Source organism: Rhodococcus sp. AZ1 (assembly GCF_054979605.1).
Window position 1 is genome coordinate 422,424 of sequence record NZ_JBUEQF010000002.1, and the last position, 25,635, is coordinate 448,058.

General features: G+C 68.6%; 26 protein-coding genes. 17 read left to right on the top strand and 9 right to left on the bottom strand.

The genetic code is table 11. The features are described from left to right. Positions 1–6: 6 nt before the first annotated feature. The 11 genes from ACY48E_RS04360 to ACY48E_RS04410 all read left to right on the top strand — a co-directional run bounded on the left by ACY48E_RS04360 (position 7) and on the right by ACY48E_RS04410 (position 12,156). The gene (locus ACY48E_RS04360; RefSeq protein ID WP_462870866.1) at positions 7–2,391 is read left to right on the top strand and encodes an HAD-IC family P-type ATPase; all 2,385 of its coding nucleotides are present in this window, start codon (positions 7–9) and stop codon (positions 2,389–2,391) included. 68 nt (positions 2,392–2,459) lie between these two features. Beyond that, complete coding sequence (locus ACY48E_RS04365; protein ID WP_462870867.1) at positions 2,460–2,651, top strand: antitoxin; 192 nt, start codon at positions 2,460–2,462, stop codon at positions 2,649–2,651. 13 nt (positions 2,652–2,664) lie between these two features. Then, positions 2,665–3,942: a lipase family protein gene (locus tag ACY48E_RS04370; RefSeq protein ID WP_462870868.1), complete on the top strand. Its 1,278-nt coding sequence runs from the start codon at positions 2,665–2,667 to the stop codon at positions 3,940–3,942. A 56-nt stretch (positions 3,943–3,998) separates the two neighbouring features. Then, positions 3,999–4,334: an MmcQ/YjbR family DNA-binding protein gene (locus ACY48E_RS04375; RefSeq protein ID WP_462870901.1), complete on the top strand. Its 336-nt coding sequence runs from the start codon at positions 3,999–4,001 to the stop codon at positions 4,332–4,334. Continuing rightward, a complete protein-coding gene (locus tag ACY48E_RS04380) occupies positions 4,331–5,500 on the top strand; it encodes a sensor histidine kinase (protein WP_462870869.1) in 1,170 nt (389 codons plus the stop codon). Before ACY48E_RS04375 ends, ACY48E_RS04380 begins: the two co-directional genes overlap by 4 nt. Before the next feature lie 27 nt (positions 5,501–5,527). Beyond that, the gene (locus ACY48E_RS04385) at positions 5,528–5,947 is read left to right on the top strand and encodes a hypothetical protein (protein WP_462870870.1); all 420 of its coding nucleotides are present in this window, start codon (positions 5,528–5,530) and stop codon (positions 5,945–5,947) included. After that, the gene (locus ACY48E_RS04390; RefSeq protein WP_462870871.1) at positions 5,944–7,179 is read left to right on the top strand and encodes an FAD-dependent oxidoreductase; all 1,236 of its coding nucleotides are present in this window, start codon (positions 5,944–5,946) and stop codon (positions 7,177–7,179) included. Before ACY48E_RS04385 ends, ACY48E_RS04390 begins: the two co-directional genes overlap by 4 nt. Before the next feature lie 46 nt (positions 7,180–7,225). Then, a complete protein-coding gene (locus ACY48E_RS04395; RefSeq protein ID WP_462870872.1) occupies positions 7,226–8,002 on the top strand; it encodes a LytR/AlgR family response regulator transcription factor in 777 nt (258 codons plus the stop codon). After that, entirely contained in the window at positions 7,999–8,355 is a 357-nt protein-coding gene (locus tag ACY48E_RS04400) for a hypothetical protein (RefSeq protein WP_462870873.1), read from the top strand. The genes ACY48E_RS04395 and ACY48E_RS04400 overlap by 4 nt, the downstream gene beginning before the upstream one ends. Positions 8,356–8,364: 9 nt before the next feature. Beyond that, positions 8,365–10,101: a sodium/solute symporter gene (locus ACY48E_RS04405; protein WP_462870874.1), complete on the top strand. Its 1,737-nt coding sequence runs from the start codon at positions 8,365–8,367 to the stop codon at positions 10,099–10,101. Between the two features lie 726 nt (positions 10,102–10,827). Then, on the top strand, positions 10,828–12,156 hold the full coding sequence (locus tag ACY48E_RS04410; RefSeq protein ID WP_462870875.1) for an AlbA family DNA-binding domain-containing protein: 1,329 nt from the start codon (positions 10,828–10,830) through the stop codon (positions 12,154–12,156). A 235-nt stretch (positions 12,157–12,391) separates the two neighbouring features. Here ACY48E_RS04410 and ACY48E_RS04415 read toward each other — a convergent pair whose 3' ends face one another. Further along, complete coding sequence (locus ACY48E_RS04415; protein WP_462870876.1) at positions 12,392–12,712, bottom strand: hypothetical protein; 321 nt, start codon at positions 12,710–12,712, stop codon at positions 12,392–12,394. Between the two features lie 179 nt (positions 12,713–12,891). Between ACY48E_RS04415 and ACY48E_RS04420 the strand changes: the two genes are divergently transcribed. Continuing rightward, a complete protein-coding gene (locus ACY48E_RS04420) occupies positions 12,892–13,182 on the top strand; it encodes a DUF485 domain-containing protein (RefSeq protein ID WP_462870902.1) in 291 nt (96 codons plus the stop codon). Further along, positions 13,179–14,816, top strand: coding sequence for a solute symporter family protein (locus ACY48E_RS04425; RefSeq protein WP_462870877.1), 1,638 nt, complete (start codon positions 13,179–13,181; stop codon positions 14,814–14,816). The genes ACY48E_RS04420 and ACY48E_RS04425 overlap by 4 nt, the downstream gene beginning before the upstream one ends. A gap of 89 nt (positions 14,817–14,905) precedes the next feature. Here the strand turns inward: ACY48E_RS04425 and ACY48E_RS04430 are convergent, their stop codons facing one another. Genes ACY48E_RS04430 through ACY48E_RS04440 form a run of 3 tightly spaced genes read right to left on the bottom strand, consistent with a single transcriptional unit; the run spans position 14,906 to position 15,651 of the window. Next, positions 14,906–15,163 carry a type II toxin-antitoxin system RelE family toxin gene (locus tag ACY48E_RS04430; RefSeq protein ID WP_462870878.1) on the bottom strand — a complete coding sequence of 86 codons (258 nt, stop codon included), beginning with the start codon at positions 15,161–15,163 and terminating at the stop codon, positions 14,906–14,908. Continuing rightward, complete coding sequence (locus ACY48E_RS04435) at positions 15,160–15,429, bottom strand: type II toxin-antitoxin system Phd/YefM family antitoxin (protein ID WP_462870879.1); 270 nt, start codon at positions 15,427–15,429, stop codon at positions 15,160–15,162. Before ACY48E_RS04435 ends, ACY48E_RS04430 begins: the two co-directional genes overlap by 4 nt. 33 nt (positions 15,430–15,462) lie before the next feature. Continuing rightward, positions 15,463–15,651, bottom strand: coding sequence for a hypothetical protein (locus ACY48E_RS04440; RefSeq protein ID WP_462870903.1), 189 nt, complete (start codon positions 15,649–15,651; stop codon positions 15,463–15,465). Between the two features lie 60 nt (positions 15,652–15,711). Between ACY48E_RS04440 and ACY48E_RS04445 the strand changes: the two genes are divergently transcribed. Continuing rightward, positions 15,712–16,146: a type II toxin-antitoxin system Rv0910 family toxin gene (locus ACY48E_RS04445; RefSeq protein ID WP_462870880.1), complete on the top strand. Its 435-nt coding sequence runs from the start codon at positions 15,712–15,714 to the stop codon at positions 16,144–16,146. Positions 16,147–16,161: 15 nt separating this feature from the next. Here the strand turns inward: ACY48E_RS04445 and ACY48E_RS04450 are convergent, their stop codons facing one another. The 4 genes from ACY48E_RS04450 to ACY48E_RS04465 are packed head-to-tail and all read right to left on the bottom strand — an operon-like array spanning position 16,162 to position 20,647. Further along, positions 16,162–16,458 carry a hypothetical protein gene (locus ACY48E_RS04450; protein ID WP_462870881.1) on the bottom strand — a complete coding sequence of 99 codons (297 nt, stop codon included), beginning with the start codon at positions 16,456–16,458 and terminating at the stop codon, positions 16,162–16,164. After that, positions 16,455–17,180 (bottom strand): CbiQ family ECF transporter T component, encoded by a 726-nt coding sequence (locus tag ACY48E_RS04455; protein ID WP_462870882.1) that lies wholly within the window; start codon positions 17,178–17,180, stop codon positions 16,455–16,457. Before ACY48E_RS04455 ends, ACY48E_RS04450 begins: the two co-directional genes overlap by 4 nt. Beyond that, positions 17,177–19,150: an ATP-binding cassette domain-containing protein gene (locus ACY48E_RS04460; RefSeq protein ID WP_462870883.1), complete on the bottom strand. Its 1,974-nt coding sequence runs from the start codon at positions 19,148–19,150 to the stop codon at positions 17,177–17,179. Before ACY48E_RS04460 ends, ACY48E_RS04455 begins: the two co-directional genes overlap by 4 nt. Positions 19,151–19,192: 42 nt before the next feature. Beyond that, complete coding sequence (locus ACY48E_RS04465) at positions 19,193–20,647, bottom strand: DEAD/DEAH box helicase (RefSeq protein ID WP_462870884.1); 1,455 nt, start codon at positions 20,645–20,647, stop codon at positions 19,193–19,195. Positions 20,648–20,977: 330 nt separating this feature from the next. Between ACY48E_RS04465 and ACY48E_RS04470 the strand changes: the two genes are divergently transcribed. After that, complete coding sequence (locus ACY48E_RS04470) at positions 20,978–22,555, top strand: serine hydrolase (RefSeq protein ID WP_462870885.1); 1,578 nt, start codon at positions 20,978–20,980, stop codon at positions 22,553–22,555. A gap of 51 nt (positions 22,556–22,606) precedes the next feature. Next, complete coding sequence (locus ACY48E_RS04475; RefSeq protein ID WP_462870886.1) at positions 22,607–24,514, top strand: endonuclease/exonuclease/phosphatase family protein; 1,908 nt, start codon at positions 22,607–22,609, stop codon at positions 24,512–24,514. 69 nt (positions 24,515–24,583) lie between these two features. On the opposite strand, the gene ACY48E_RS04480 is transcribed toward ACY48E_RS04475, so the two are convergent. Continuing rightward, positions 24,584–25,186: a class I SAM-dependent DNA methyltransferase gene (locus ACY48E_RS04480; RefSeq protein WP_462870887.1), complete on the bottom strand. Its 603-nt coding sequence runs from the start codon at positions 25,184–25,186 to the stop codon at positions 24,584–24,586. A 220-nt stretch (positions 25,187–25,406) separates the two neighbouring features. Between ACY48E_RS04480 and ACY48E_RS04485 the strand changes: the two genes are divergently transcribed. After that, on the top strand, positions 25,407–25,635 hold a 229-nt coding region (locus ACY48E_RS04485), incomplete at its 3' end, for a hypothetical protein (RefSeq protein WP_462870888.1).

Sequence of the window (25,635 nt, forward strand, 5' to 3'; positions counted from 1 at the left end):
GGTCCCGTGACTGCAACGATCGCGGGCCTGACCACGGAAGAAGCCGAGCAGCGCCGGCGCGATGGGTTGTCCAACGATGTTCCGGTCCGCGCGAGTCGCAGTGTCTCCGACATCGTCAGGGCCAACGTGTTCACGCGCATCAACGCCATACTCGGCGTGCTGCTGGTGATCGTGCTGTCAACCGGCTCGTTCATCGACGGGATGTTCGGCTTCCTCATCGTGGCCAACAGCGCGATCGGGATCATTCAGGAGGTGCGCGCCAAGCGGACCCTCGATGCGCTGGCCATCGTCGGGGCCGCCAAGCCGACGGTGCGCCGCGATGGTTCGGTGGTGGAGCTGGCGGCGTCGGAGCTGGTGCGTGACGACGTGATCGAACTCGCCCCCGGCGACCAGATCGTGGTCGACGGCGAGGTGCTCGAGGCGGCGAGCCTGGATGTGGACGAGTCGCTGCTCACCGGTGAGGCCGACGCGGTGCACAAGGTCGAGGGCGCGCAGATCCTCTCCGGCAGCTTCGTGGTCTCCGGCAGCGGCGCGTACCGCGCAACCAAGGTGGGCGGTGAGGCGTACGCGGCCAAGCTGGCCGCCGAGGCGTCGAAGTTCACGTTGGTCAGGTCCGAACTGCGCAGCGGCATCGACCGCATCCTCGAGATCATCACCTACCTGCTGATCCCGGCGGGCGCCCTGATCATCTACAACCAGCTGTTCGCCAGCGAGCAGAGCCTGCCCAAGGCTCTCAACGGCATGGTGGCGGCGCTGGTACCCATGGTGCCGGAGGGGTTGGTACTGCTGACCTCCATCTCGTTCGCCGTCGGTGTGATCAGACTCGGGCAGCGCCAATGCCTGGTGCAGGAGTTGCCCGCCATCGAGGGCCTCGCTCGCGTGGACGTGGTGTGCGCCGACAAGACCGGAACGCTCACCGAGAACGGCATGCGCGTCTCCGACGTCGAGGCCGTCGGCAGCGGGGGTGCCGTCGCCGACAGCACTGCCGTCGCCGACGCTCTGGCCTCGCTCGCAGCCAACGACAAGCACCCTAACGCGTCCGTGCAGGCCATCGCCGACGCTCACCCGCAGGCACCGGGATGGACGGCCACGGCCGAGGCCCCCTTCTCCTCGGCCCGCAAGTGGAGCGGGTTCTCCTTCGGCGAGAAGGGCAACTGGCTCCTGGGCGCGCCGGACGTGCTGCTCGACCCGTCGTCGTCAGCGGCGACCCGCGCCGAGGAACTGGGCTCGAACGGGCTGCGTGTGCTGCTGCTCGCCGAGTCCGATCGCCCCGTCGACGCCCCCGACGCCCCCGGTGAGGTGACCCCGCGCGCGCTGGTGGTGCTCGAGCAGAAGGTGCGCGGCGACGCCCGCGGAACACTCGAGTACTTCGCCTCGCAGGACGTGTCGGTGAAGGTGATCTCCGGTGACAATGCGGTGTCCGTGGGTGCGGTCGCGTCGTCGCTGGGGTTGACCTCCGCCGGTGGCGCCGTGGACGGACGGTCCCTGCCCGCCGAGCGCGATTCGCTCGCCGACGTGCTGGCCACCTCCACCGCGTTCGGCCGGGTGCGCCCCGATCAGAAGCGAGACATGGTGGGGGCGTTGCAGTCCCGTGGCCACACCGTGGCCATGACCGGCGACGGGGTCAACGACGTGCTGGCCCTCAAGGATGCCGATATCGGCGTGGCGATGGGTTCGGGCAGTTCCGCGACCCGCGCCGTCGCGCAGATCGTGTTGCTGGACAACAGGTTCGCCACCCTGCCGTACGTGGTTGCCGAGGGTCGGCGGGTGATCGGCAACATCGAGCGGGTGTCCAACCTCTTCCTGACCAAGACGGTGTACTCGGTGGTGCTGGCGTTCCTGGTCGGGGTGTCCGGGCCGCTGTCGCAGATCATCGGCACCGACCCGCTGCCGTACCCGTTCCTGCCGCGGCACGTGACCATCGCGGCGTGGTTCACCATCGGCATCCCCGCGTTCCTGCTCTCGCTGGCGCCGAACAACGAACGAGCCCGCACCGGTTTCGTGCGACGCGTGGTGCGTTTGGCGGTGCCGTCCGGATTGATCGTGGGTGTGGCCACGTTCGCGTCGTACCTGCTGGCGTATTCCGGACCGCAGTCGACCCAGACCCAGACCGTGCAGGCGGGTACCGCCGCGCTGCTCACCCTGATCACCGTGGCGCTGTGGGTGCTGGCCGTGGTCGCGCGGCCCTACGTGTGGTGGAAGGTGCTGCTGCTGGTGGCCTCCGCGGGCGGGTACGTGGTGCTGTTCTCGGTGCCGTTCTTCCGCGAGTTCTTCCAACTCGACCCGTCCGACACCACCATGACCCTCACGGCGCTGGCGATCGGCGTGGCCGGGGCCGTGCTGGTGGAAATTGCCCACCGCATCACCGGTGCGCGGGAGAGAGCCGCGTAGGTAGGGTGAGTTCCGCACCATTTCGCACATCGATCGGCACACCATCGACACGTCGAAGGAGACACATCATGGGTATCGGAGATTCGCTCAAGGGCATCGTCGACAAGGGCAAGGAGCTTGCTGCCGAGCACGGCGACAAGATCGAGGGCGCTGTCGACAAGGCCGGCGACCTCATCGACGAGAAGACCGGCGGCAAGTACGCCGAGACCGTCGACAAGGTGCAGGACGCCGCGAAGAAGGCGCTCGGCGACAAGCAGTGACCGAGCACCGCTGATGCGATCCGGAACGGTGCTCGCCGCGCGGGGTGGGCGCACCTCGCCCCGTCGCCGATCGGGCACCGTTCCGGCGCGCGCAGTGATGCTGTGCGCAGCGTTGGCACTGGCCCTGGTGGCCGGCGGGTGTTCGTCCCCGCGCGCAACCGAGACCAGCGCCGCGGTGACCCCACCCACCACCGCGGCCGTCCCACCGCCCGTCGGTGAGCAGCGTGGCTCTCTGGTGTCCGACGACGTTCTCGGACAACCGGATCAGAGCATCCGCAACCTCGGCGAAACCCAGCATCGGGTGACGTACCGATCCACCTCCGGGATCACCGGCGGCAACACCGTGGTCTCCGGAACGGTGTTCGTGCCGGGCGGGCCGGATCCCGCAGGCGGGCGCACCGTGGTGAGCCTCGGCCACGGAACCACCGGGGTGACCGACGAGTGTGCCCCGTCGATCTACCCGTCCCTCCTCGGCAACATCGGGCTGGTGACCCCGCTCGTGCAGGCCGGGTTCGTGGTGGTGATGACCGACTACGAGGGTTTGGGCACCGACGGCCCGCACCCCTACCTCGACGCCGATTCCGCCGGATACTCGATGATCGACGCGGTGCGCGCCGCCCGCGCCGTCGCACCCGGTTCGTCGCCCAGATGGGCCACGCTGGGGGTCTCGCAAGGGGGGCAGGCGTCCTGGGCGGCCGCCGAGATGTCCGACTCGTACGGCGACGGCCTGCAGTTCCTCGGCGGTGCGGTGCTCTCGCCCGCGTTGGATCTGAGCCCGATCGTCGCCGGCGGGACCTTCACGCTGACCCCGGCGCAGCGGCAACTGTTCCCGCTGATCTACGAGGGACTGACCGCCGTGCGTTCGGGCCTGGTCGAGAGCGACTACCTACGCGGGTCGACGGCGAAGGACCTCGACGCGATCATCTCGTGCACCGGCCCGATGGCCGAGGACAAGATGGCCGCGATAGCGCGGATCGATCCTGCGGACGTCGGCCCGGCCACCGAGCAGGCGCAGTCCACCCTCACTCAGTGGCTCACCGAGAACACCCTGCCCACCAAACGCATCGCGGCACCGATGATGGTGCTGGTCGGCGGTCAGGATTCGCTGATCCCGGCGGCGTGGACCCGCGCCGCGGTGCAGCGGGCGTGCGCGCTCGGCGACCGCGTGGACTACCGTCCCCGACCAGCCCAGAACCACGCCGAACCGGCCGGCAACGCCGAGGGCATCGCGTGGGTGACGGCGCTGATCAACGGCGGTGCCACCACCGATTCCTGCGCGTCACTGCCGTGAGCAGGCCGGATCGACCGAGCGCGGCGGCGCGGGCGCACATCGAGCGGGTGCGGGCCATGGCGATGGCCCTCCCGGAGGCGACCGAGCGCATCAGCCACGGCGAGCCCGCGTGGTTCGTCCGCAGGTCCCCGCAGTTCGCGATGTTCGCCGACCACCACCACGACCAACGGATCGGGCTGTGGGCGGCGGCCCCCGACGGTGCGCAGCAGGTGTGGCTGCGCAGCGATCCGGATCTCTTCTACATCCCGTCCTACGTCGGCAGCCGCGGCTGGGTGGGGGTGTACCTCGACACCGGGGTCGACGACGATCGCCTCGAGACGGTCATCGTCGACGCCTACCGCGCCGTCGCCCCGGCCGCCCTGCTGGCCCGCCTCGACCAGCAGAGCACGTGACCGTTCCCGCGATCGCCGTGCTCGCCGTGATCGTGGCGGGAGCCGCGGCGGCGCTGGTGGTGATCGCACGGCGCTCGCGGTCGGATCTGACCACCCCCACCGAGCGCGCCGTGCACGCCACCCTGCACACCGCCTCGCTCGCCGCCCGTCCACTGCGGCGCGGGGTGAACGCCGAGTCCGCCGCCGAGGCCGCCCCGCACCTGATGGCGCTGATGAGCGCGGAGGCCATCGTGATCGCCGACGCCGACGGCGCGGTGCTGGCCTGCTCACCTCCGGGCCGTCACGAGCCGCAGTTCGCCGACGCACTGGCCCGCGCCGTCGACGGCCGTCGTCAGGTGCTCGTGCGGATTCCCGCCGACGACGCCGGCCCGGCGCGTTCGCTGCTCGTGCAACCGGTGGTGATCGACGGCGGTGAGGTCAGCTGCGTTCTCGGTGCCGTCACCGCCGCCGAGCCGGGACCCGGCATGCTCGGTGCGGCGTCGGAGGTGGCCCGCTACGTCGGTGCGCAGGTGGAACTGGCCGAGCTCGACGCCTCCCGCGCGCGTCTCGATCGTGCCGAGGTGCGCGCGCTGCGAGCGCAGATCAGCCCGCACTTCATCTACAACGCCCTCACCACGGTCGCGTCCTTCGTGCGCACCGATCCCGACCGGGCGCGCGAGCTGGTGCTCGAGTTCGCGGACTTCACCCGTTACTCGTTCCGCTCGGCCGGGGAGTACACGGTGTTGGCGGACGAGCTGCGCAACATCGACCGGTACCTCACCCTCGAGCGGGCGCGCTTCGGCGACGCACTCGAGGTGAGTGTGCAGATCGCACCCGAGGTGCTCAACGTGGTGGTGCCGTTCCTGGCTCTGCAACCGCTGGTCGAGAACGCGGTACGTCACGGCATCGCCGGCCGCGGCCGGGGCCGCATCACCGTGGTGGCCGCCGACGGTGGTCCCGACGCACTGATCAGCGTCGAGGACGACGGTGTGGGTATGGACCCGCAGTTCCTGCGCTCGGGCGGCCTCGACGCCGGCGACGGCGCCCATGTGGGGTTGGCCAACGTCGATGATCGGCTGCGCGCGGCATTCGGCAACGACTACGGGTTGGTGGTGGACACCGGGGTGGGCGCCGGGACGAAGGTGAGCATGCGGGTTCCGAAGTTCCGCGCCGGGGTCACGGCCTGATCGGTCGAATTCGGGCACACTGGTGGTATGAGCAACGGACGTTTCGGCTTCGAGCCCGAGGATTTCGAACGCGCGGCGCGTGAGGTGCTGGGCCAGTTCTTCCGCTCCGCCGACGGCAACCCGTCGTTCTCCTTCTTCGGCGATTCCACCGTCAGGTCCCGGCGTCCGGCCGGGGCACCGGAGACGGCGGGTGAGACCGGCGACGGCGTGTGGAGCATCCTCACCATCTCCGACGACGGGTCCGCGCACATCGAGCGGGTGTTCGCTTCCGAGATCGACGCCCTGCGGGCGCACCGGGACAACACCGACCCGGCGCGCCGCGTGCGGTTCCTGCCCTACGGGATGTCGGTGAGCATCCTCGACGAGAACAGCGACGGCACCGGCGTCGACGCGGCCGATCACGAGGGGCCCGACGACGTGAGCATCATCGTCGAGAAGGGCGAGTGAGCGAGGCGGAGGTTCTCGTCGTCGGTGCGGGCCTGGCCGGTCTGCGCTGCGCGGGGGCGCTGCGGGCACGCGGGGTGTCGGTGCGGGTGCTCGAAGCGGCGTCCGTTCCCGGCGGACGAGTGTGCACCGAGGTCATCGACGGCTTCCGGTGCGATCGGGGATTCCAGCTGCTCAACCCGGCCTACCCGGCGGTGCGGCGACACGTCGACGTCGATGCGCTCGACCTCGGCCAGTTCGGGCGCGGTGTGCGCGTCGTCGACACCGACGGCACCATCCACACCCTCGCCGACCCGCTCGCGCACCCGGGGCAGATCGCGTCGACCGTCACGGCCCTGATCGGCCGCTACGTGCGTCCGCGCAGCGCCGTGGGCGCGGTCCGCTGGGCTCTGCCCGCGGTGGGCAAGGTCTCGACGCTCGAGTCCCACCGCGACCGAGCCATGGGCGAGGACTGGTCGCGGCTCGGTGTCGAGGGACCGCTGCGCGATGACCTGCTCGCACCGTTCCTGTCCGGGGTGCTCGGTGACGACGGCGGGCAGACCTCCGATCGCTATGTGCGGCTTGTGCTTCGAAGTTTTCTGCGTGGGACACCGGGGGTGCCCGCGCTCGGGATGGCTGCACTACCCGCGCAGTTGGCCACCGGTCTCGACATCACCTACGACACTGCCGTCGAGTCCGTCACGGACACGTCCGTGACCACCGCGGGCGGGGAGACGATCGGGGCTCGGGCGGTGGTGGTGGCCACCGACCCGCCCACCGCGGACCGTCTCACCCGCATCGGCATCGCCGGGATGCGCGGGCTGTCGACCTGGTGGTTCGCAGCCGACGACGCTCCGGCGGAGAAGTTCCTCCGCGTGCCGGCCAAAGGCGGCCCGTCGCCGCTGGTGAACACCGCGAACATGTCGGCCACCGCCGCGCGGTATGCCCCGCCGGGACGCACGCTGGTGCAGGCCACGACACTGCTGCGCGGGGACGGACCCGCCCGGGAGAAGGACGTGCGCGCCCATCTGTCCACCCTGTGGGGCGCGTCGGCGTCGTCGTGGGGTCTGCTGACCCGGCACGACGTGGTGCACGCGCTGCCGATTCAGGAACCCGGCATGGCCACCCGCCGCACGCAGCGGGTCGGCCCGTCGCTGTTCGTAGCCGGCGATCACCGGGATACCCCCTCGATCCAGGGCGCGCTGGCCTCGGGCACTCGCGCCGCGGGTGCGGTGGCACGCCTGCTCGCAGGTTGACCCGATCGCCCCACCGGGCGAGGCCGTCGTGGGAGCATGGCAACCGATGGACATCTCCACGCATCCGCCCCGCGCGCTGCGGCTGCTCGCAGTCGACGACGAGCGCCCGGCTCTCGACGAACTGACCTACCTGCTGAGCGCGCAGACCGCGGTGGAATCGGTGGCCGCCGCGCAGGATTCGACGACGGCTCTGCGGCTGCTGCGTGACGGCGGGTTCGACGCGGTGTTCCTCGACATCGACATGCCCGGCCTGGACGGGCTCGAGCTCGCGGGGGTGCTCGCCAACTTCGCGTCACCGCCCGCGGTGGTGTTCGTGACGGCCCACGACGACCGCGCGGTGGCCGCGTTCGAGATCGGAGCCGTCGACTATCTGCTCAAACCCATTCGCCGGTCGCGGCTGGCCGAGGCCGTCGAGCGGGTGGTGGCGCGGAGTTCGGCCGGTGCCGGTGCGGCCGAGTCGGCCGACGAGGTCATCCCCGTCGAACTCGGTGGGGTGACCACACTGGTGCAGCGGAGTTCGGTGGTCTGGGTGGAGGCCGAGGGCGACTACGCGCGCCTGCACACCTCGGCGGGGCGCCACCTGGTGCGAATCCCGCTGTCGACGTTGGAATCGCGGTGGTCGCGGCACGGTTTCATCCGGGTGCACCGCTCGTACCTCGTCTCGCGCGCGCTCATCACCGGTATCCGCACCGTCGGTTCGGGTCTGGTGGTGTGCGTGCGCGACTCGGGAACCTCACCGGCGGTGGAACTTCCGGTCAGTCGACGGCACGCGCGCGAGTTGCGCGACCGCCTGGTTCGCGCCCCGCGACGGGTGAGCACATGACCGGCGAGCGTGAACGCGTCGTGCTCGCGGCGCGGCGCGGCGCGCGGGTGGTGCGTCCGCGAGTCGAGGTGCAGGAGCAGACCGAGGTGGGCGAGGCCCTCGTGCGCGGCCTGATTCGCACCCAGCGTGCGCTGGCCGTGCGCACTGCTGCGGTGGTGTTGGCACTGGTCGGATCGTTTCCCCTGGTTGCAGTACTCCTACCTGCCGTGGCAGCGGGGGACGTGCTGGGGGTGCGGTTGCCGTGGATCGTGCTCGGCGTGGTGGCGTACGCGGTGATGATCGGCGCCGGGTGGCTGTTCGTGCGTGCCGCCGCTCGCAACGAGCGGGAGTTCGTGGACCTGGTCGAGGACTGATCCGCGCCGATGGACGGGCACGTCGGCGGCTACGCGACGCTGGTGGCGGTGATCGCCTCCGCCGTCGCCACGGTGGCGGTAGGGGTGTACGGAGTTCGCCTGGCACGCACCACGTCCGACTTCCTGGTGGCCTCCCGGAGTGTCGGGCCTCGATGGAACGCCGCGGCAATATCCGGTGAATACCTCTCGGCGGCATCGTTTCTCGGTGTCGCGGGGCTGATCGCCAAGTACGGCGCCGACGCACTGTGGTACCCGGTGGGATTCACCGTCGGGTACGTCGGGCTGCTGGTGTTCGTCTCCGCGCCGCTGCGGCGGTCCGGTGCGTACACGGTGCCCGACTTCGCGGAGTTCCGCCTCGGCTCACCTCGCCTGCGCACCATCGCGATGATCGTGGTGGCAGCGGTGTGCGGGCTGTATCTGGTGCCGCAGTTCCAGGGTGCCGGGCTCACGCTGCGCATCCTGCTCGGCGTGCCGGGCTGGGTGGGTGCGGTGGTGATCGCGACGATCGTGGTGATCAACGTGGTCGGCGGGGGCATGCGCTCGATCACCTTCGTGCAGGCGTTCCAGTACTGGCTCAAACTCACCGCGATCGCGCTCCCGGCCCTGGTTTTGGCGATGCACGTCGCCGGCGAGGGGCGGGCGGTGGGTACCCCCGCCCCGCCGACGCTCGACCGCGCCACCACCGTCGACGTCACCACCGATGTGACGGTGCAGGTGACGGCGCCGATCGCCGTCCGCGTCGACGGTCGTCTCGACGGCGAGCAGATCGACGGGCCCGTGACCCTGCCCGCGGGCGAGCACACCCTGGCGGCGGGCACGGTGCTGGACCTGCCCGCCGGGGCCGCGGTGCCGGTGGTGGCCGGTGCGCCGAGTTCGGGGGAGCAGTGGCTGACCCCGGGCGGCGGGCTCGGTGGCCCGCTCCCGCTGTACCAGGTGTACTCGCTGCTCATCGCCACCTTCTTCGGCACCATGGGCCTGCCGCACGTGCTGGTGCGCTTCTACACCAACCCCGACGGCCCCGCGGCGCGGCGCACGGCTCTCGCGGTGGTGGGTCTGCTGTCGCTGTTCTACCTGTTCCCGACGCTGCTGGGGGTGTTCGCCCGCCTGTACGTGCCGCAGCTGCTCATCACCGGTGCCTCCGATGCGGCGGTGCTGCTGCTCCCCTCGTCGGCCATCGGTGGGTGGGGCGGGGAGTTGCTCGCGGCGCTGGTGGCCGCCGGTGCGATCGCGGCGTTCCTGTCCACGTCGTCGGGTCTGCTGGTGAGCATCGCGGGGGTGATCAGCACCGACGTGCTGCGCGGCCGAGTGCGCGACTTCCGCGTCGCCGCGGTGGTGGCGGCCGTCGTCCCGCTGGGACTGTCGGTGGGCCTGGTTTCTCTCGACCTCTCCCGCACGGTGGGTCTGGTGTTCGCGGTCGCCGCCTCGACCCTCTGCCCGCTGCTGGTGGTGGGCATCTGGTGGCGCGGTCTGACCGCCGCGGGGGCGATGGCGGGGATCGGTGTGGGGGCGGCGCTCTCGGGCACCGCCGCCGCGATCACCGTCGCGGGGGGCCTACCGGCGGATCTGCTGGGCGGGTGGCCGTCGGCCGTCGTCGGGTACCCGGCCGCGGTGAGCGTGCCCGCGGCGTTCGTGGTGATGGTCGCCGTCAGCCTGCTCACCCGCCGATTCATCCCCGCCGACGTCGGCCGCATCATGACCCGCATGCACGCCCCCGAGCGGCTGGGAATGGGTGTCGAGCGGTTGTAGGTGGTCTGCACGGACAGGACGACGAGCGCTACTTTGTCGCCCGTCTCCGCCATCTCGCGCGGTTGATCGCGATTCGTCGGGCTACGTCGGACAGGGCGGCTGATTCACGGAGAATGTCGACCGGTTCTGTGACGGCGACCTGTGCCGCTTCTCGGTCGGCGATCGCCCCGGGAGCGCGCGTGGTGGCGGCATCCGCCGCAGTGAGGCTGCCGCTACCGTAGGGACCTCATGTCACATCCACTGCGCGACGGCGACTACGCGGCAATGGCCGACGACTATGCCGCCAACCCGCCGACCTGCGACGAGGTCATCGCCGCCGAAGTCGATCCCGCCGCGCTCGGTTTCGGGCGGCCCCGCGTCGGCGCAGGCAAAGGTGGCAACACACCCGCGATGTCTATCCGATTCCCGGACGCCATGCGAGCGGAGATCGATCGGCACGCTCGAGTTGTTGGCGATCCTGTCGCCGATATCATTCGACGCGCAGTCGACGAGAACCTGCCTCGGAAACCCGGCTCTAGAGACGGCGCTCGATCGACGCGGCCCACACTGTCGCGGTCCGCACGGTGGTCTCACGGATGCACGTCAGCCAGTCGAAGCGCGCCGCGCTGGTTGCGATGCTTTTTCTCGTGGTGCCAGATCCGCCGATCGTACGAACGCCGGGACAGTTTCTCGTTTCAGAATCCACGGGTTCCTCGACGGCCGCCTAGAGCTACGTAGTATCTGTCCATGATCAGTCAGCAGGAGGTCGAGGACCAGCTCGCGCTGGGCCACGAAACGCGTGCGTTCGAAGTCAAGGGGCCCGGTTCTCTGGCCGACAAGCAGTACCTTACTCGCGTGGCACGTGCAGCCATGGCGATGGGAAATCTTAGCGACGGCGGTATCGTTTGTCTTGGAATAGACGATGATCGAATCAGAGATATGACACCGGGGCTGAACCCCGAGCAGGCGACGGAATGGTCCGACTTTGACAGAGTCAGTGCGGCACTGGCAAGTTACAGCGATCCCCCAGTCACGTTCGACCTTATGTGTTGCACCCTTTCAACGGATGCAACCGTGTGCATTCTGATAATCGATGAATTCGAGAGTGTCCCTCACGTATGCAGGAAGGGCTACCCTGATGTCCTTCAAAAAGGTCTGACCTACGTTCGGCCACGAGGAAAGCCGGAATCGATTGCTGTACCCTCATCCTCAGAAATGCGAGACCTGCTCGATATCGCCATCGACAAAGGTGTGCGCGACTTCGTCCGCCGTGCAGGCGCCGCTGGATTAGTAGTTGCCACCTCCGGCGAGGATTTGAACTCGGGAGAGGCCGCTTACAACGAAGAACGAATCATTGCTTGGAAGATCCCGCACATCAGCTACCCTGGCCCGGCGGCAGGGAAATCAGGAGAGTTTTTCGGTGCCATGGCCTACACCGACATTTCCATCAAACCCGCCACCTATAATTCAAATAGAATAGGGCCCGATCGTCTTGAGTCACTCCTGGTCGACCACGTCGTGAGACTTCGCGGTTGGCCAGTTCCGATGGTCGATCAGCGAAAGCCGGTAGGCCGGCATAGCACGTGGATCGCACAGGACATCTCTGCCCAATTCGTCGACCACGAAGAAGCATGGCGGTTGTTCACGAGTGCACAATTCCTGCACCGCCGAGCCCTCGCCACTGATCGCAGCCCCAACCGCCACGAGTTCGCTGCCAACCACCCTTGTGCCACCGGGGTGGTCGCAGTATGGGATGTGCTGCTCTATATGATCGAGATAGCCGAATTCGGTGCCCGCTGGGCAACGGCTCTCCGTCTTGATGCCATTACGTTTGATGTTGCCCTTGACAATATCGGCGGACGACAACTCATCGCTGGCGAGAATAAACGTGAACTGCCCGACGGTCTGTTATTCACTTCAAGCCGAATGCAGGATCGACTTAGCATCGATACCGCGAGCCTGCTCACCGACACCCGGGGGACTGGGGTCAAGCTCGCTCAGCTTCTTCTCCGCCGTTTCGGAGCTACCATCCCCAATCAGGTCCTCCTCGATCAGCAGGCCGAGATCTTTCGCTGATACTGACAGTGACGCTCATCCGAATGTAATCTCACGTTACCAAGGAAACCGATGAGCGGTCTGACACGAGATCGACAATCGACGAGCTATCCTCGCACGCGCACGAACCTATCTCTCGAACGTCTGATGGTTGGAGACGGAAATCGACAATGGTGCAGCGCGTATACCCGATTCAACTGAACACAACCGCCAAAGAATTTCAGGCCCGCCACACTTTTCTCCTTGCTGGTCTCGGCTAAGGTTCCGCGTCAGTACCCCTGTGCCGTTCCACGCGGTACGCGCCGTACAGGAATGCGAGTCCCGTGAGAGTTCCTCCGGCGACCCCTGTCAGCAGCTGCATGATCGCCGACTCGGACGGGAAGAGCAGCCGGGCAAAGGCGAAGCCGACCCCGATGAAGGCGGGCGAGCCGAAGGCGACGAACCAGTCCAGCCGGGTCGGACCGCCCGTCCGCAACAGTGGGCGTCGAAAGACGAACTGGCGAAATGTCGACGACATAACTTTCGACCGTACCCGCCGCTCGTCGCGCCTCACCGACCGCTGGTCGATCAGGCGCACCGGCCACCGTGTGACCGGCGCCATAGCGTTCCGCTGTGACGGGCGTCTCCCTAGGTTTGCCTCGAGAGAGTTCGGCCCGAGCAGCGTCAGGAGCAGTTGTGACCACCGATTCGTCACCCACCGCCACACCCCCGCTGGGGGTGGCGCGGCGCACCCCCACTCCGCAGGAGTTCATCGACATGCAGGCGAGCCCGGAGTTCGCCGACCTCAAGCGTCGCCTGCGCAGGTTCATCTTCCCCATGACGGCGTTCTTCCTCGTCTGGTATGCCGCGTACGTGCTGCTCGGCGCCTATGCCCACGACTTCATGGGCATCAAGGTCATCGGCAACATCAACGTCGGGCTCCTGCTGGGCCTGGCGCAGTTCGTCACCACCTTCGCGATCACCGGCCTGTACGTGAAGTTCGCCGGGCGTGAGATCGACCCCCGCGCCGCCGCGCTGCGCGAGAAGTTGGAAGGACCCGCCGCATGAACGTCTCCGTATTGGCCGCCGCCTCCGAGAAGGTGGGTAACCCGGCCGTCAACATCACCATCTTCGGCATCTTCGTGGCCGTGACGATGGTGGTGGTGATCCGGGCCAGCCGCAACAACAAGACCGCATCCGACTTCTTCACCGCCGGCGGTGGGTTCTCCGGGCCGCAGAACGGCGTCGCCATCGCCGGTGACTACCTCTCTGCCGCAAGCTTTCTCGGCATCGCGGGGGCTATCGCCGTGTACGGGTACGACGGGTTCCTCTACTCCATCGGCTTCCTCGTCGCCTGGCTCGTCGCCCTTCTCCTCGTCGCCGAGATGCTCAGGAACACAGGCCGATTCACCATGGCCGACGTGCTGAGCTTCCGCCTCAAGCAGGGCCCGGTGCGCACGGCCGCCGCGCTGTCCACCCTCACGGTGTCGTTGTTCTACCTGCTCGCGCAGATGGCCGGTGCCGGTGGTCTGGTGGCACTGCTGCTCGACATCACCGATCGCGCAGGACAATCCATCGTGATCGCGGTGGTGGGCATCCTGATGATCGTGTACGTGCTGGTCGGCGGCATGAAGGGCACCACCTGGGTGCAGATCATCAAGGCGGCGCTGCTCATCGCGGGCGCCGGGATCATGAGCGTGCTGGTGCTGGCGAAGTTCGGCTTCAACCTCTCCGACATCCTCGGCAGTGCACAGAAGACGGTCTCCGAGGCCACCACCAAGGGTGTCGCCGCGCGCGATGTGCTCGAACCCGGTGCCCAGTACGGCGGATCGGCCACCTCGAAGATCAACTTCCTGTCCCTGGGGCTCGCGCTGGTGCTCGGTACCGCCGGCCTGCCGCACGTGCTCATGCGCTTCTACACCGTGCCCACCGCCAAGGAAGCGCGCCGGAGCGTGGTGTGGGCCATCGGCCTGATCGGTGCGTTCTACCTGTTCACCCTGGTGCTCGGCTACGGCGCCGCGGCCATCGTGGGCCCGGATCGTATCCTCGCCGCTGCGGGTGGTCAGAACTCGGCGGCCCCACTACTGGCCTTCGAACTCGGTGGCGTGGTGCTGCTGGGCATCATCTCGGCCATCGCGTTCGCCACCATCCTGGCGGTGGTCGCGGGTCTGACCATCACCGCGTCGGCGTCCTTCGCCCACGACATCTACGCCGGGGTGATCAAGAAGGGCAAGGTCGACGAGAACAAGCAGATCACCGTCTCGCGCATCACCGCCGTGGTGATCGGTGTGGTGGCCATCGGCCTGGGCATCCTGGCCAACGGTCAGAACGTGGCGTTCCTGGTGGCCCTGGCCTTCGCGGTCGCGGCCGCGGCGAACCTGCCGACCATCCTGTTCTCGCTGTTCTGGCGGAGGTTCACCACTCGCGGTGCGCTGTGGTCGATGTACGGCGGATTGATCTCCACCATCGTGCTGATCATCTTCTCGCCGGCGGTCTCCGGATCGTCGACGGCGATGATCAAGGGCAGCGATTTCGCCTACTTCCCGCTCTCGAACCCCGGCATCGTGTCCATTCCGCTGGCGTTCGTGCTCGGCATCATCGGCACCCTGACCTCGAAGGACAACGAGGATCGGGCCAAGTCGGCCGAGATGGAGGTGCGCTCGCACACGGGCGTCGGCGTGGAGAAGGCCGTCGCGCACTAGCCCCGCCGCGACATCGAGAAGACCCCGTGGGCCGCGAATCAGGCCTGCGGGGTCTTCTGGCGGGGAATACTGCCGGCGCTGATCAACGATCAGCGAAACACCTCGCGCCGGTGCGCGATGCGAATGACGAGGATGGTCAGCCGCTCGTCGGTGATCGAGTACAGCACTCGGTAGTCACCGATGCGGATACGCCACCGGTCTGCATATCCGACCATCTTCGTTGCTCGCGGTGGCCGTGGAGTGTCTGCGAGCAGTGCGATCGCCCCTTCGATCCGCAGACGATCCCGCTTCTCGAGCCCGCGCAGGGTCTTGTCCGCGGCGCGAGTGCGGTGAACCGAACAACTCACGCAACTCCGAGGTCCCGGGCCGCGAGCGCCCACGGAATGGTGTCGTGCTCGGCTTCGTCATCGGCGTCATGCTCGGCGAGCGCTCGGTAGTCGTCCGCATCGTCGAGGTCATCGAGTAGGGCCTCGAACGCGTCGTAGCCCATCAGCACCGCCACCGGTGCGCCGTGGCGTGTGAGTGTGACCGCCTTGCCGTGGCCGGGGAGATCCTCGATGACGGCGGCAAGCCGTTCTCGCAACTCGGATATCGGGATGGACTGCTCGCTCATGTACGAGACTGTACAGAAAAGTTGTACAGAATGTCAGGCGACCGGAACCGCTGGGTGCGGGGGAGTTCCGGCGCCGGTGCGCCGAGCCCACTGCGCGGCGCGGTGCTCGGCAGGCAGGCGGTCGCCGCGCCCGAGCAGCTTGTGACGCAGGGTGCCCGCGGTGTACTCGGTGCGGTATACCCCGCGCCGTTGCAGTTCCGGAACGACGAACCGCCGCAGCACGCCGCCCGGCTCCATGACCCGGGCGGCGTGCTGTCGCGTCGAATTATTACAGTGTCCGCCATGGCGAAACTGGATCTGGCGATCGACGTCCCCCTCACCCCGGCGAAGGCCTGGGGGCACGCGTCGAATCCGGCGGACTACGGCGACTGGCTCACCATCCACGAGGACTGGCGCGGTCCGGTACCCGAGACACTGGAGAAGGACCTGACGATGACCTCCATCGTCAGCGTCAAGGGGCTGCGGACCCGGGTCGACTGGACCGTCGTCGAGTGCGAGCCGCCCCACAAGCTGCGCCTGCTCGGCAAGGGCAAGGCGGGCGTCAAGTTGGATCTGGCCCTGATCGTCACCCCCAAGGACGACGCGTCGATTCTCGAACTTCGTGTCGACATGAGTGGCCGCGCCCTGTTCGGGCCCGTCGGTGCCACGGTCGCGCATGCGCTCAAGGGCGACGTACGTGGCTCGCTCGACAAGTTCCTCGCGCTCTACGCCGGCTGAGCAGGGCTCGGCCGACTACTCCCGGTCGAGGTAGAAGGTCGCGATCTCGGTGGCCACGGCCGACACCGCCGCCGCGATGTCCGGGTCGACACCGTGCCGGTCCTGTAGTGCCGCCGTGAGGTCGACGCCGCGAAGGTCCTCGCTTCGAAGCAGATCCCAGGCCAGCTCGACGAGCCGTACCGAGGTGGGGAAGTCCAGGTCGGGCCGATTCGAACGCAGGGCGGTGGCCGCCCAATCGGGGTCGAACGTTCCCCTCGGAGGCCCGAACACCCGCTCGCCGGTGGTGTATCGCTGCGGTTCGGACCCGGTCATGTCGCGACCGTAACAGCCAGTCCCGCACCGCACGCCCCGAGCACCACGATCAGAGCCACAGCATCGGCCAGGCCGGGTCGCGTCCGATCCTCGGTGATCAGCGCGGTGCCCCCGCGAGCCTCGATGGCCACACCCATTTCCGTGGCGCGGCGAATGGTGGTCGAGACGATCACCACGAGCCAGTCCACGAAGCCTTCCTGCGCCGCACCTGTGCGGGGCCGCAGCTTTCTCGCAGCGATCAGGGTCATGATGTCGTCGACGATCAGCGGTAGCGACCGCAGGAGCAGCGACAGAGACCCCGCCCACTCGTCGACCGGTGCGCGAACCACACGCAGGGGCGCCAGTATCGTGGCGACGGCGGGGGCGATGTCGGCGATTCGGGTGGTCCACGCCAACGTCAACGACGCCCACAGCAGAACCAACGCGAACAGCAAGCTCCGCCCGTACACCAGTACCGCGTCGAGTCCGAGAACGGTGTTCACCGCAGCCCCGCCCACGACGAGCATGATCAGCACCAGCGGGGGTCGAGGGACCGCTCCCGGCGTGACGTGGGCGAGGGCGCACGCGAGAACGAGCAGCAGGGAGACGGCCGCGAGCACCGGCCAGCTCGGCTGAGCGATCAGGCACCCACCGATCACCGCCACGGAGATCAACTTCGTTCCCGCCCAGAGCCGGTGGACGACGGAGGTGCCGGGGATCTGTCGCAACAGGGTGGCGCTCATGACATCGCCGCCTCGACCAGGGTGCCCTGCCGCAGGGTCACCGCACGGGTACACACCGATTCCATGCCCTCGAAGTCGTGCGAGATCACCACCACCGTCAGCCCGCTCGCCCGGAGATCGGCGAGCACGCCCGTGATCTCCTGGCGCCCGGGCGGGTCGAGGCCGGCGAGCGGCTCGTCGAGAACCAGAACCGAAGGTCGGCGAGCGAGCAGCCCGGCCAGGGCGACACGACGCATCTGCCCTCCGCTGAGTTCGTCCACCCCGCGCCCGGCGAGGTGGCGGTCGAGGCCGACCTTGTCCAGGACCTCCGACACTGCTCGTGATCCACCGCGCGAGCCCGCGGCCGACGCGATGTCCTCCGCCACGGTGCGGCGTAGTAGTTGCAGGCGGGCGTGCTGAAAGGCCAGGGCCACAGTGCCGACCGTGGCCGCCACCGCCTTGCCGTCGATGGTGCACGTGCCTTCGGTGGGCTTGATCAACCCCGCCAGGATCCATGCGAGCGTGGACTTTCCGGAGCCGTTGTCGCCCACCACCAGCAGGCCCTCGCCCCGATGAATCGTGAGATCGATCCCCTGCAGAGCCCTTGTGGCCCAGGGTGTTCCGGAACTGTGGACGTGCCCGACGCCGCGAAGCTCGAGCTGCGCGGGAGTGGCCACGGGTGGTCGCGCCGGAGGTCGGGACGCCACCGGGGTCATCCAGTCGCGCACGTGCTCGACGCGTCGACCGGAGTGCAGGTGCACGATGCGGTCGGCGCGCTCGGCCTCCTCGATGCGATGGGTGACCAGCACCACCGACATCCGGTGTCGGCGTGGCAGGTCGGCGAGAAGCTGAACCAGGTCACGTTGCCCGTCGGGATCGATCATGGCCGTGGCCTCGTCGGCCACCAGCAGACGAGGTGTTCGGGCGAGTGCGGCGGCCACCGCCAGGCGCTGGAGTTCGCCGCCGGACAGGCTCGAGGTCTCACGGTCGGCCATCGACGCCAGCCCCACCTCGGCCAGGAGTGCGTCGATCCCTCGGGCGTCGGGTCGCTCGGCGATCGGGATGCCCCACACCACGTCGTCTGCGACGCGTGAACCGAGAACCTGGGTCTCGGGGTGCTGCAGGATCAGCGCCGTCCCGCCGGTGCGTCCCAAGCCGGGTGATCCGGGGCGGGTGACGGTGCCGGTGCTCGGTTCCAGGCCGACGAGGATGCGCGAGAGCGTCGACTTCCCGGAGCCGTTGGCCCCGACCACCGCGACGAACTCGCCGATTCCGATGTCGAGCGAAACATCCTCCACCGCAGCGGAATTGGCATCGGGATACCGGTAGCCGACCTGATGCAGCCGCACCGGCAGCGGTGCGGGTTCACCCGGTGCGGCGAGTACCGCGTCGAGCGAGTCGACCGATTCGAGGCCCTGCAGTCGATCGAGCAGCCGACCCAGGACGAACCATGCGACGACGGCACTGAAGACGGTCGAGGCGACACCGGAGGAGAAGACCACCACCCACCACAGACGCACCATCACACCGACGGCGTCGGCCACCGCGTTCGCCGCCCCAGCCAGGGGGGAAATCGACCCGATCAGGCGCGCGAGAGCGTCGACGGTGTTCTCGATCGCCTTCAGGAACAGCGTCCGCAGCGGTGTGAGGATCAGCAGCATGACGGTGGTGAACAGGCCGACACCCAGGCCGGCCACGCTCGACTGGACCACCACGCTCGGCAATCCCCGCCCGAGCCGCTTGGTGCGCCCCACGATGGCCCCGACCACGGCCGAGATGGCCATGGTGAGAGCGGCGCCGAACCCGGCCGCGACGAACGAGACGATCACCGCTGCCGTCGATGTCACGGCCAGGGCCCGAACTCGATGGCGCTGGGCCACCACGGCCAGCGGGACGATGGCCACGATCTGCAGAGCCGCCGCAGCCGGAATCACGGCACCCACCACGGTGAAGGCGACGGCCAGGGCGGCCATCACCGATCCCGTGGCCATTTCCGCAGGACGAAGCGGGGCCCGTGGAGTCCGGCTCACCGATCAGCCCCGACGGCCCGACGACCCGCTCTGACCGCCGGCCCCGCCCCGACCGCCGGCCCCGCCCCGACCAGCAGCCCCGCCCCGACCAGCAGCCCCGCCCCGGCCGCGGCCGCCCGAGGGTGCGCGCCGGCGGCGATCACCCTGGCCGCCGCCCGAGTCGCCGCCGGGCCTGCGCGGAGCGCGCTGCTGCCGTGACGGCGCGGCGGCCGGTGCAGCGGGAGTGGGTGTGACGTGCGGAGCCGCTTCGCCGACGAGTGTGTGTACACGCTCGGAGTCTGCGGTGACACGCACGGGGGTCACGTCGATCTTGGCCTTGCGCATGAGCACGTTCAGGTCGCGTCGCTGCTCGGGCAGCACCACGGTGACCACGTCGCCGGCACTTCCCGCGCGCGCAGTGCGGCCGCTGCGGTGCAGGTAGGCCTTGTGCTCGGCGGGCGGGTCGACGTGCACCACCAGTTCGACGTCGTCGACGTGCACACCGCGGGCGGCGACGTCGGTGGCAACGAGCACCCGCGCGTCGCCGCTGGAGAAGGCGAGCAGGTTGCGATCGCGTGCGGCCTGGGACAGGTTGCCGTGCAGATCCACCGACGGGATACCGGCCTCGGTGAGCTGGCGGGCGAGCTTGCGCGCCTGATGTTTGGTGCGCATGAACAGGATTCGGCGGCCGCGACCGGATGCGAGGCGATGCACCAGCGCCCTCTTGGTGTCCACGCCGCCCACCTCGAACACGTGATGGGTCATGGCGGCCACCGGGGAGTTGGCCTCGTCGACCGAGTGCTGGACGGGACGGTTCATGAAGCGGGTGACCAGCTTGTCCACACCGTTGTCGAGTGTGGCGGAGAAGAGCAGCCGCTGCCCGCCCGCAGGGGTGGCAGTCAGGATGCGGGTGACGCCGGGTAGAAAGCCCAGGTCGGCCATGTGATCGGCCTCGTCGAGCACGGTGACCTCGACCTTGTCGAGGTGGACGAAACCCTGCTTCATCAGGTCCTCGAGGCGGCCGGGGCAGGCGACGACGATGTCGACGCCGCGGCCGAGCGCCGTGGTCTGCCGGTTCTGGGACACCCCACCGAAGATGGTGGTGACGCGCAGGTTGGTGGCCAGGGCCATCGGCTCGAGTGCGGCGGCGATCTGCGTGGCCAATTCGCGGGTGGGAGCGAGGATCAACCCGCGCGGGCGACCGGCCGCCCGCACGCTCGGGGCGCTGGTGGCCAGGCGAGCCACCATGGGGATCGAGAACGCGAGAGTCTTTCCGCTGCCGGTCTTTCCGCGTCCGAGGACGTCCTTTCCGGCGAGCGTGTCGGGCAGTGTGTCGGCCTGGATGGGGAACGGCGAGGCGATACCCGCGGCGGTGAGTGCGCGGACCAGGCGGTCGGGCACGCCGAGTGCCGCGAAACCGGGGTTGGTGCTGGAGGGGTTGGTGCCGGAGGGCGTGGTGGTACCGAGGTCGGAGGTCATGAAGGAGTCGAGTGCCTTTCGGGCATCGGCGCGCCTGGGTGACGAGCGCGAGAAGGGCGAGACTGCCGGTGGGCAGTTCCGATCGCCGTAAGAAGAATTCGTGTCAATTTTCCACGACGTACGCCGCGCAGTAGGCGCGGCAGCACGGCCCACTGTACGCGGTGCTCGCAGGTTTGCCGTCGCCGCCGACCGGCGCGGTGTCGAGGATCACCGGTTCCCAGCCGGGATCAGGGCGCGAGTCGATTTCCGGCAAATGCACCATTGTGGACATCGTGGAGGGTTACCGTTCGATGCATATCCGGGGCCCAAGACTGGTGTTGGGAGATCGACATGACCGTCGGACGACCGATGATTCTCGTCCTGACCTGCGTGATGCTCGCTGCCTGCAGTTCGTCACCCCCGCCGCCTCCGGGCACCGCGAGCGTCGAGCAGGTCGACGAGCAGGCCGGCACCGACCTCGCTCCCGATGCCGTGGACAAGGCCGTGGCCCAGCTCGACGGCATCGTCGAGCGGTTGATGAAGGATTCCGGGGTGCCCGGTGTGGCGGTGGCCGTGGTGCACGCCGGTCAGGTGCCGTATCTGAAGGGCTTCGGCACCACCGACCTGCGGTCCGGGGCCGCAGTGGACCCCGACACCGTGTTCCCGCTGGCCTCACTGTCCAAGCCCATCGGCGCGTCGGTCGTCGCTCACCAGGTCGGTGTCGGCGCCGCCACGTGGGAGATGCCCATCGCGCCCCTGGTGCCCGGCTTCGTGGTGGCCGATCCGTGGGTGACGGCGAACATGACCGTGGCAGATCTGTACTCGCACCGATCGGGCCTACCCGAGCACATCGGCGACAAACTCGAGGACCTCGGCTACTCCCAGCAGGAGATCTTCGCGCGGGTGCGCCAAGCACCACTGGGGCCGTTCCGTGCCCAGTACGAGTACACCAACTACGGGCTGACGGCGGCGGCCGAGGCCGTGGCGGCGAAAGCGGGCACCGACTGGGCGACACTGTCGGCGAACGTGCTCTACACCCCGCTCGGAATGTCCTCCACCAGTTCGCGATACAGCGAGTTCACCGCACGCACCAACAAGGCGACCGCCCACGTGCGTGACCAGTCGGGAGCGTGGATCGTCTCGCCGATCGCCCGCTCGTACGAGGGGCAGGCTCCCGCGGGCGGGGTGAGCTCGTCGGTGCGAGATCTGTCCGCCTGGCTGAAGATGCTGCTCGCGGACGGCTCGTTCAACGGCGCGCAGGTGGTCGAAGCCGATCAGCTGATCACCGCGCACTCGCCGAAGATCGTCTCCAATCCACCGGCCGCCTCGGCCGACCGCACCGGCTTCTACGGCTACGGCTTCAATTCGTCGGTCACCTCCGACGGTCGGGTGACGTATTCGCACTCGGGGGCCTTCGGCTCGGGCGCGGCGACCAACTTCGTGGTGATCCCGTCCGCCGACGTCGCCATCGTGACCCTCACCAACGGCGCTCCGATCGGGGTGGCCGAGGCGATCGGCGCCGAGTTCGTCGATCAGGTGCAGTACGGTCGCGTCACGCAGGACTGGGCGGGGCTGTACCGCAACGCTTTCGCGCAATACGGCAAGCCCTTCGGGTCGCTGGTCGGCCAGAGCAGACCTGCCGGCGCCGCTGCGCCCGCACCGCTCGCCTCGTACGTCGGTACCTACGAGAACCCGTTCTACGGTCCCGCAGTGGTCACCGAGGTGGGGGGAGCGCTGCAGCTGGCCCTCGGGCCGGGCGGTCAGGTGACCCACACGCTCGAGCCGTGGGACGGCAACACCTTCACCTTCACCCTGCGCGCCGAGAACGCCGAGTTGGGGTCGATCTCGAAGGTCGGCTTCGACGGCCCGAACATGATCATCGAGTACTACCAGGACGACGAGAGCACGGGGGTGTTCACCCGCCGCTGAGAGTTTGCGTGGTGTTCACCTACCAGTAGTCAGCGCAGCTAATGTTTTCGTGTGATCTCACGACGCTCCTCGTCCGCGCTGACCGCGCTCGCCCTGGCCGTGTCCTTCGGAACCGCCGCCACCACCTCCCTCGGCACGGCCTCTGCCGCCCCCGGTGATCCGGTGACCATCGCTGCGATCCAGGGCAGCGGTTTCACCTCACCTCTGGTGGGCCAGGCCGTCACCGGTGTGCCCGGCATCGTGACAGCGCTGCGCACCAAGGGTTCGCGCGGGTTCTGGATCCAGTCGGCCACGCCGGACGCCGACCCATCCACCTCCGACGGGGTGTTCGTGTTCACCAATGCGGTGCCCACCGTCGCCGTCGGCGACGCGGTGACCGTGGACGGCACCGTCGGGGAGTTCCGCGCCGATGCCACCTCGCCGGGCGACACCACCGTCGACTCGATGTCGGTGACCGAGATCGAGAAGCCCAATGTCACCGTGGTCTCGAGTGGCAACCCGCTGCCCGCTCCGGTTGTGGTGACCCCGCAGTCGGTGCCCACGCTGTTCGCGCCGACGGTGGCCGGCGGCAACGTCGAGACCTTGCCGCGCGTCAACCCGCAGGGCTCGGCTCAGGAGTACTGGGAGTCGCTCGAAGGTGAGCGTGTGCAGATCGACTCGCCGCGAGTTGTGGCCCCCTCCAACAGTTTCGGCGATGTCTACGTCACCACCAAGCCTGACGCCCCGCGCACACCCAACGGCGGTGCGCTGGTCACCGACTACAACCTGCCCACCGGCCGGGTGCACGTGCTCGCCCTCGATGGGGCCAAGCCCAAGCTGTTCGTCGGTGACCGGTTCTCCGGCTCGCTGGTCGGGCCGGTGGACTGGTCGAAGTTCGGTGGCTACACCGTCAACGCGTCCACCCTGCCTGCGGTGACACCCGGTGGGATCGCGCCGACCGTGGTCTCGGGCGCCGACCCGTCCGAGTTGTCGGTGGCCACCTACAACGTGGAGAACCTTGCGCCGAAGGATCCACCGGCCAAGTTCGCCGCGCTCGCCCGCGGGATCGTGACCAACCTCGGTAGCCCGGATGTCGTGGCGCTCGAAGAGGTTCAGGACAACTCCGGGGCCACCGACGACGGCACCGTCGCCGCCCAGACCACCATCGACACCCTCACCGCGGCGGTGACCGCAGCAGGAGGTCCGCAATACCAGAGCCGCAGCATCGACCCGGTGAACGGTGCCGACGGCGGTCAGCCCGGCGGCAACATTCGCATCGTGTTCCTGTTCAACCCGGCACGGGTGAGCTTCACCGACCGCGGTACGCCGTCGTCGACGGTGGGAACTGTTGCGCAGCAGGGTGATCGGCCCGGTGTCGCCCAGATTTCGCTCTCTCCCGGCCGCATCGACCCGGGTAATCCGGCATGGAACAACAGCCGCAAGCCGTTGGTGGGGGAGTTCGTGTTCCGCGGGCAGACGGTGTTCGTGGTGGGCAACCACTTCAACTCCAAGGGTGGCGACCAGTCCGCGGACGGCCGGTTCCAGCCGCCGGTCCGCTCGTCCGAGACCCAGCGTGTGGCTCAGGCGACGGTGGAGAACGCCTGGGTGAAGTCGCTGCAGGCCATCGACCCGAACGCACACATCGTGATCGCCGGTGACCTGAACGACTACCAGTTCAGCCCCGCCCTGGCCACGCTGACCGGCGGGGGTACCGGGCTGACCGACATGATCACCACCCTGCCCCCGGAGAAGCAGTACACATACGTGTTCAACGGTGTCTCGCAGGTGCTCGACCACATCGTCCTGGGCCGCACCCTCACCGGGACGGCGCGGTACGAGGTGATCCACCTCAACGCCGATTTCGCCGATCAGACGTCCGACCACGACCCGCAGGTGGTGCGTGTTCTCCCCGGCGCCCCGACCCCGCCGGCCGGTGGCGGCTTCGGGTCCAGCGGTGGGGGGTTGTTCGGGTCGAGCTGATCCGGGTGACGTACCCGCCAGATCCTGGTGGTAGGTACGTTGTGCCCACCTCTGAGCGAATTGCGCGCGTCAGGCTCTCGCCAGAAGGTGCACGGCTGGGAAGCGGTTTCTGCTGTTCGGTTCGTCGACGCAGCGCCATTCCTCGACGAAACCTGCAGCCGTCAGGTGTCTGGCGAGTTCATTCGGGTGCCAGCGCCAGGCGGGTGCAACGGCGTGATCGAAGGGCGCCGGCGGACCGTCCGTGTCGGACCCGGTGACCGCCACCAGTACCGGTGCCCCGCGGACCAAGCGTGTCCGCCAGCAGTGCAGGATGGCCGGGATGTCGACCGGTTCGATGTGAATCAGGCTGAATCGCGCGATGATTCCGTCGAACGCGCAGTCGGACAATGCCGCGAGAGTGGCGTCGCCACGGACGAACTCGGCTTCGGGGTAGTGATCGCGGGCTAGTCGGAGCATCGCTTCGCTGGGGTCGCAGCCGATAACGGTCAGACCCCGTTGCCCGAGAACGTGGGTCACGTGTCCGAGGCCGCACCCGATATCGACGACGCACCCGCCCTCAACCACCCGGTCCGCGAAGAGGATCGCGGCGCGAAGCTCCGTCGGCGACTGGAACGGGTCCGGAAATCGCTCGGCGTACACCTGCGCCAGGGCGTCGTAGCCGGGTTGGGTCACGACGCGTCCTCTCGCTCCCGAATTCGCTCGGAGGTGGGCAGACGGTACCTACTGCGCAGGGTGCGAGACAAGTACCTGGACGCGGGAACGGGGCCCGAAGCGCACCCACGGAGCCGACGAGCTGATCCCAGAAATTGCCACTCTTGTATAGAACATATGTTCTATTGTGTGGTAGGGTGGGCGGAGGCGTCGGGGGATGCCGGTGAGGGGGTGTCGAGCAGTGGTCGGTGCGGGGGTGGACGAGGCGGTGGTGCGGTCGGCTCTGAGGGTCGGTGACGGGTTGTCCGATGGTGGCCTCGAGCGGGCGTTGGGGTCGTTGGAGCGGGTGGTGGCGTTCGCCGCCGCCGAGCAGCTGCGTGTGATCGCGCGTCTGCACGATCGCGCGGAGGCGGCCGATCGCGATCAGGGGCGGCGGAACCGGGAATGCGGGGACGGCACCACCATCCCGG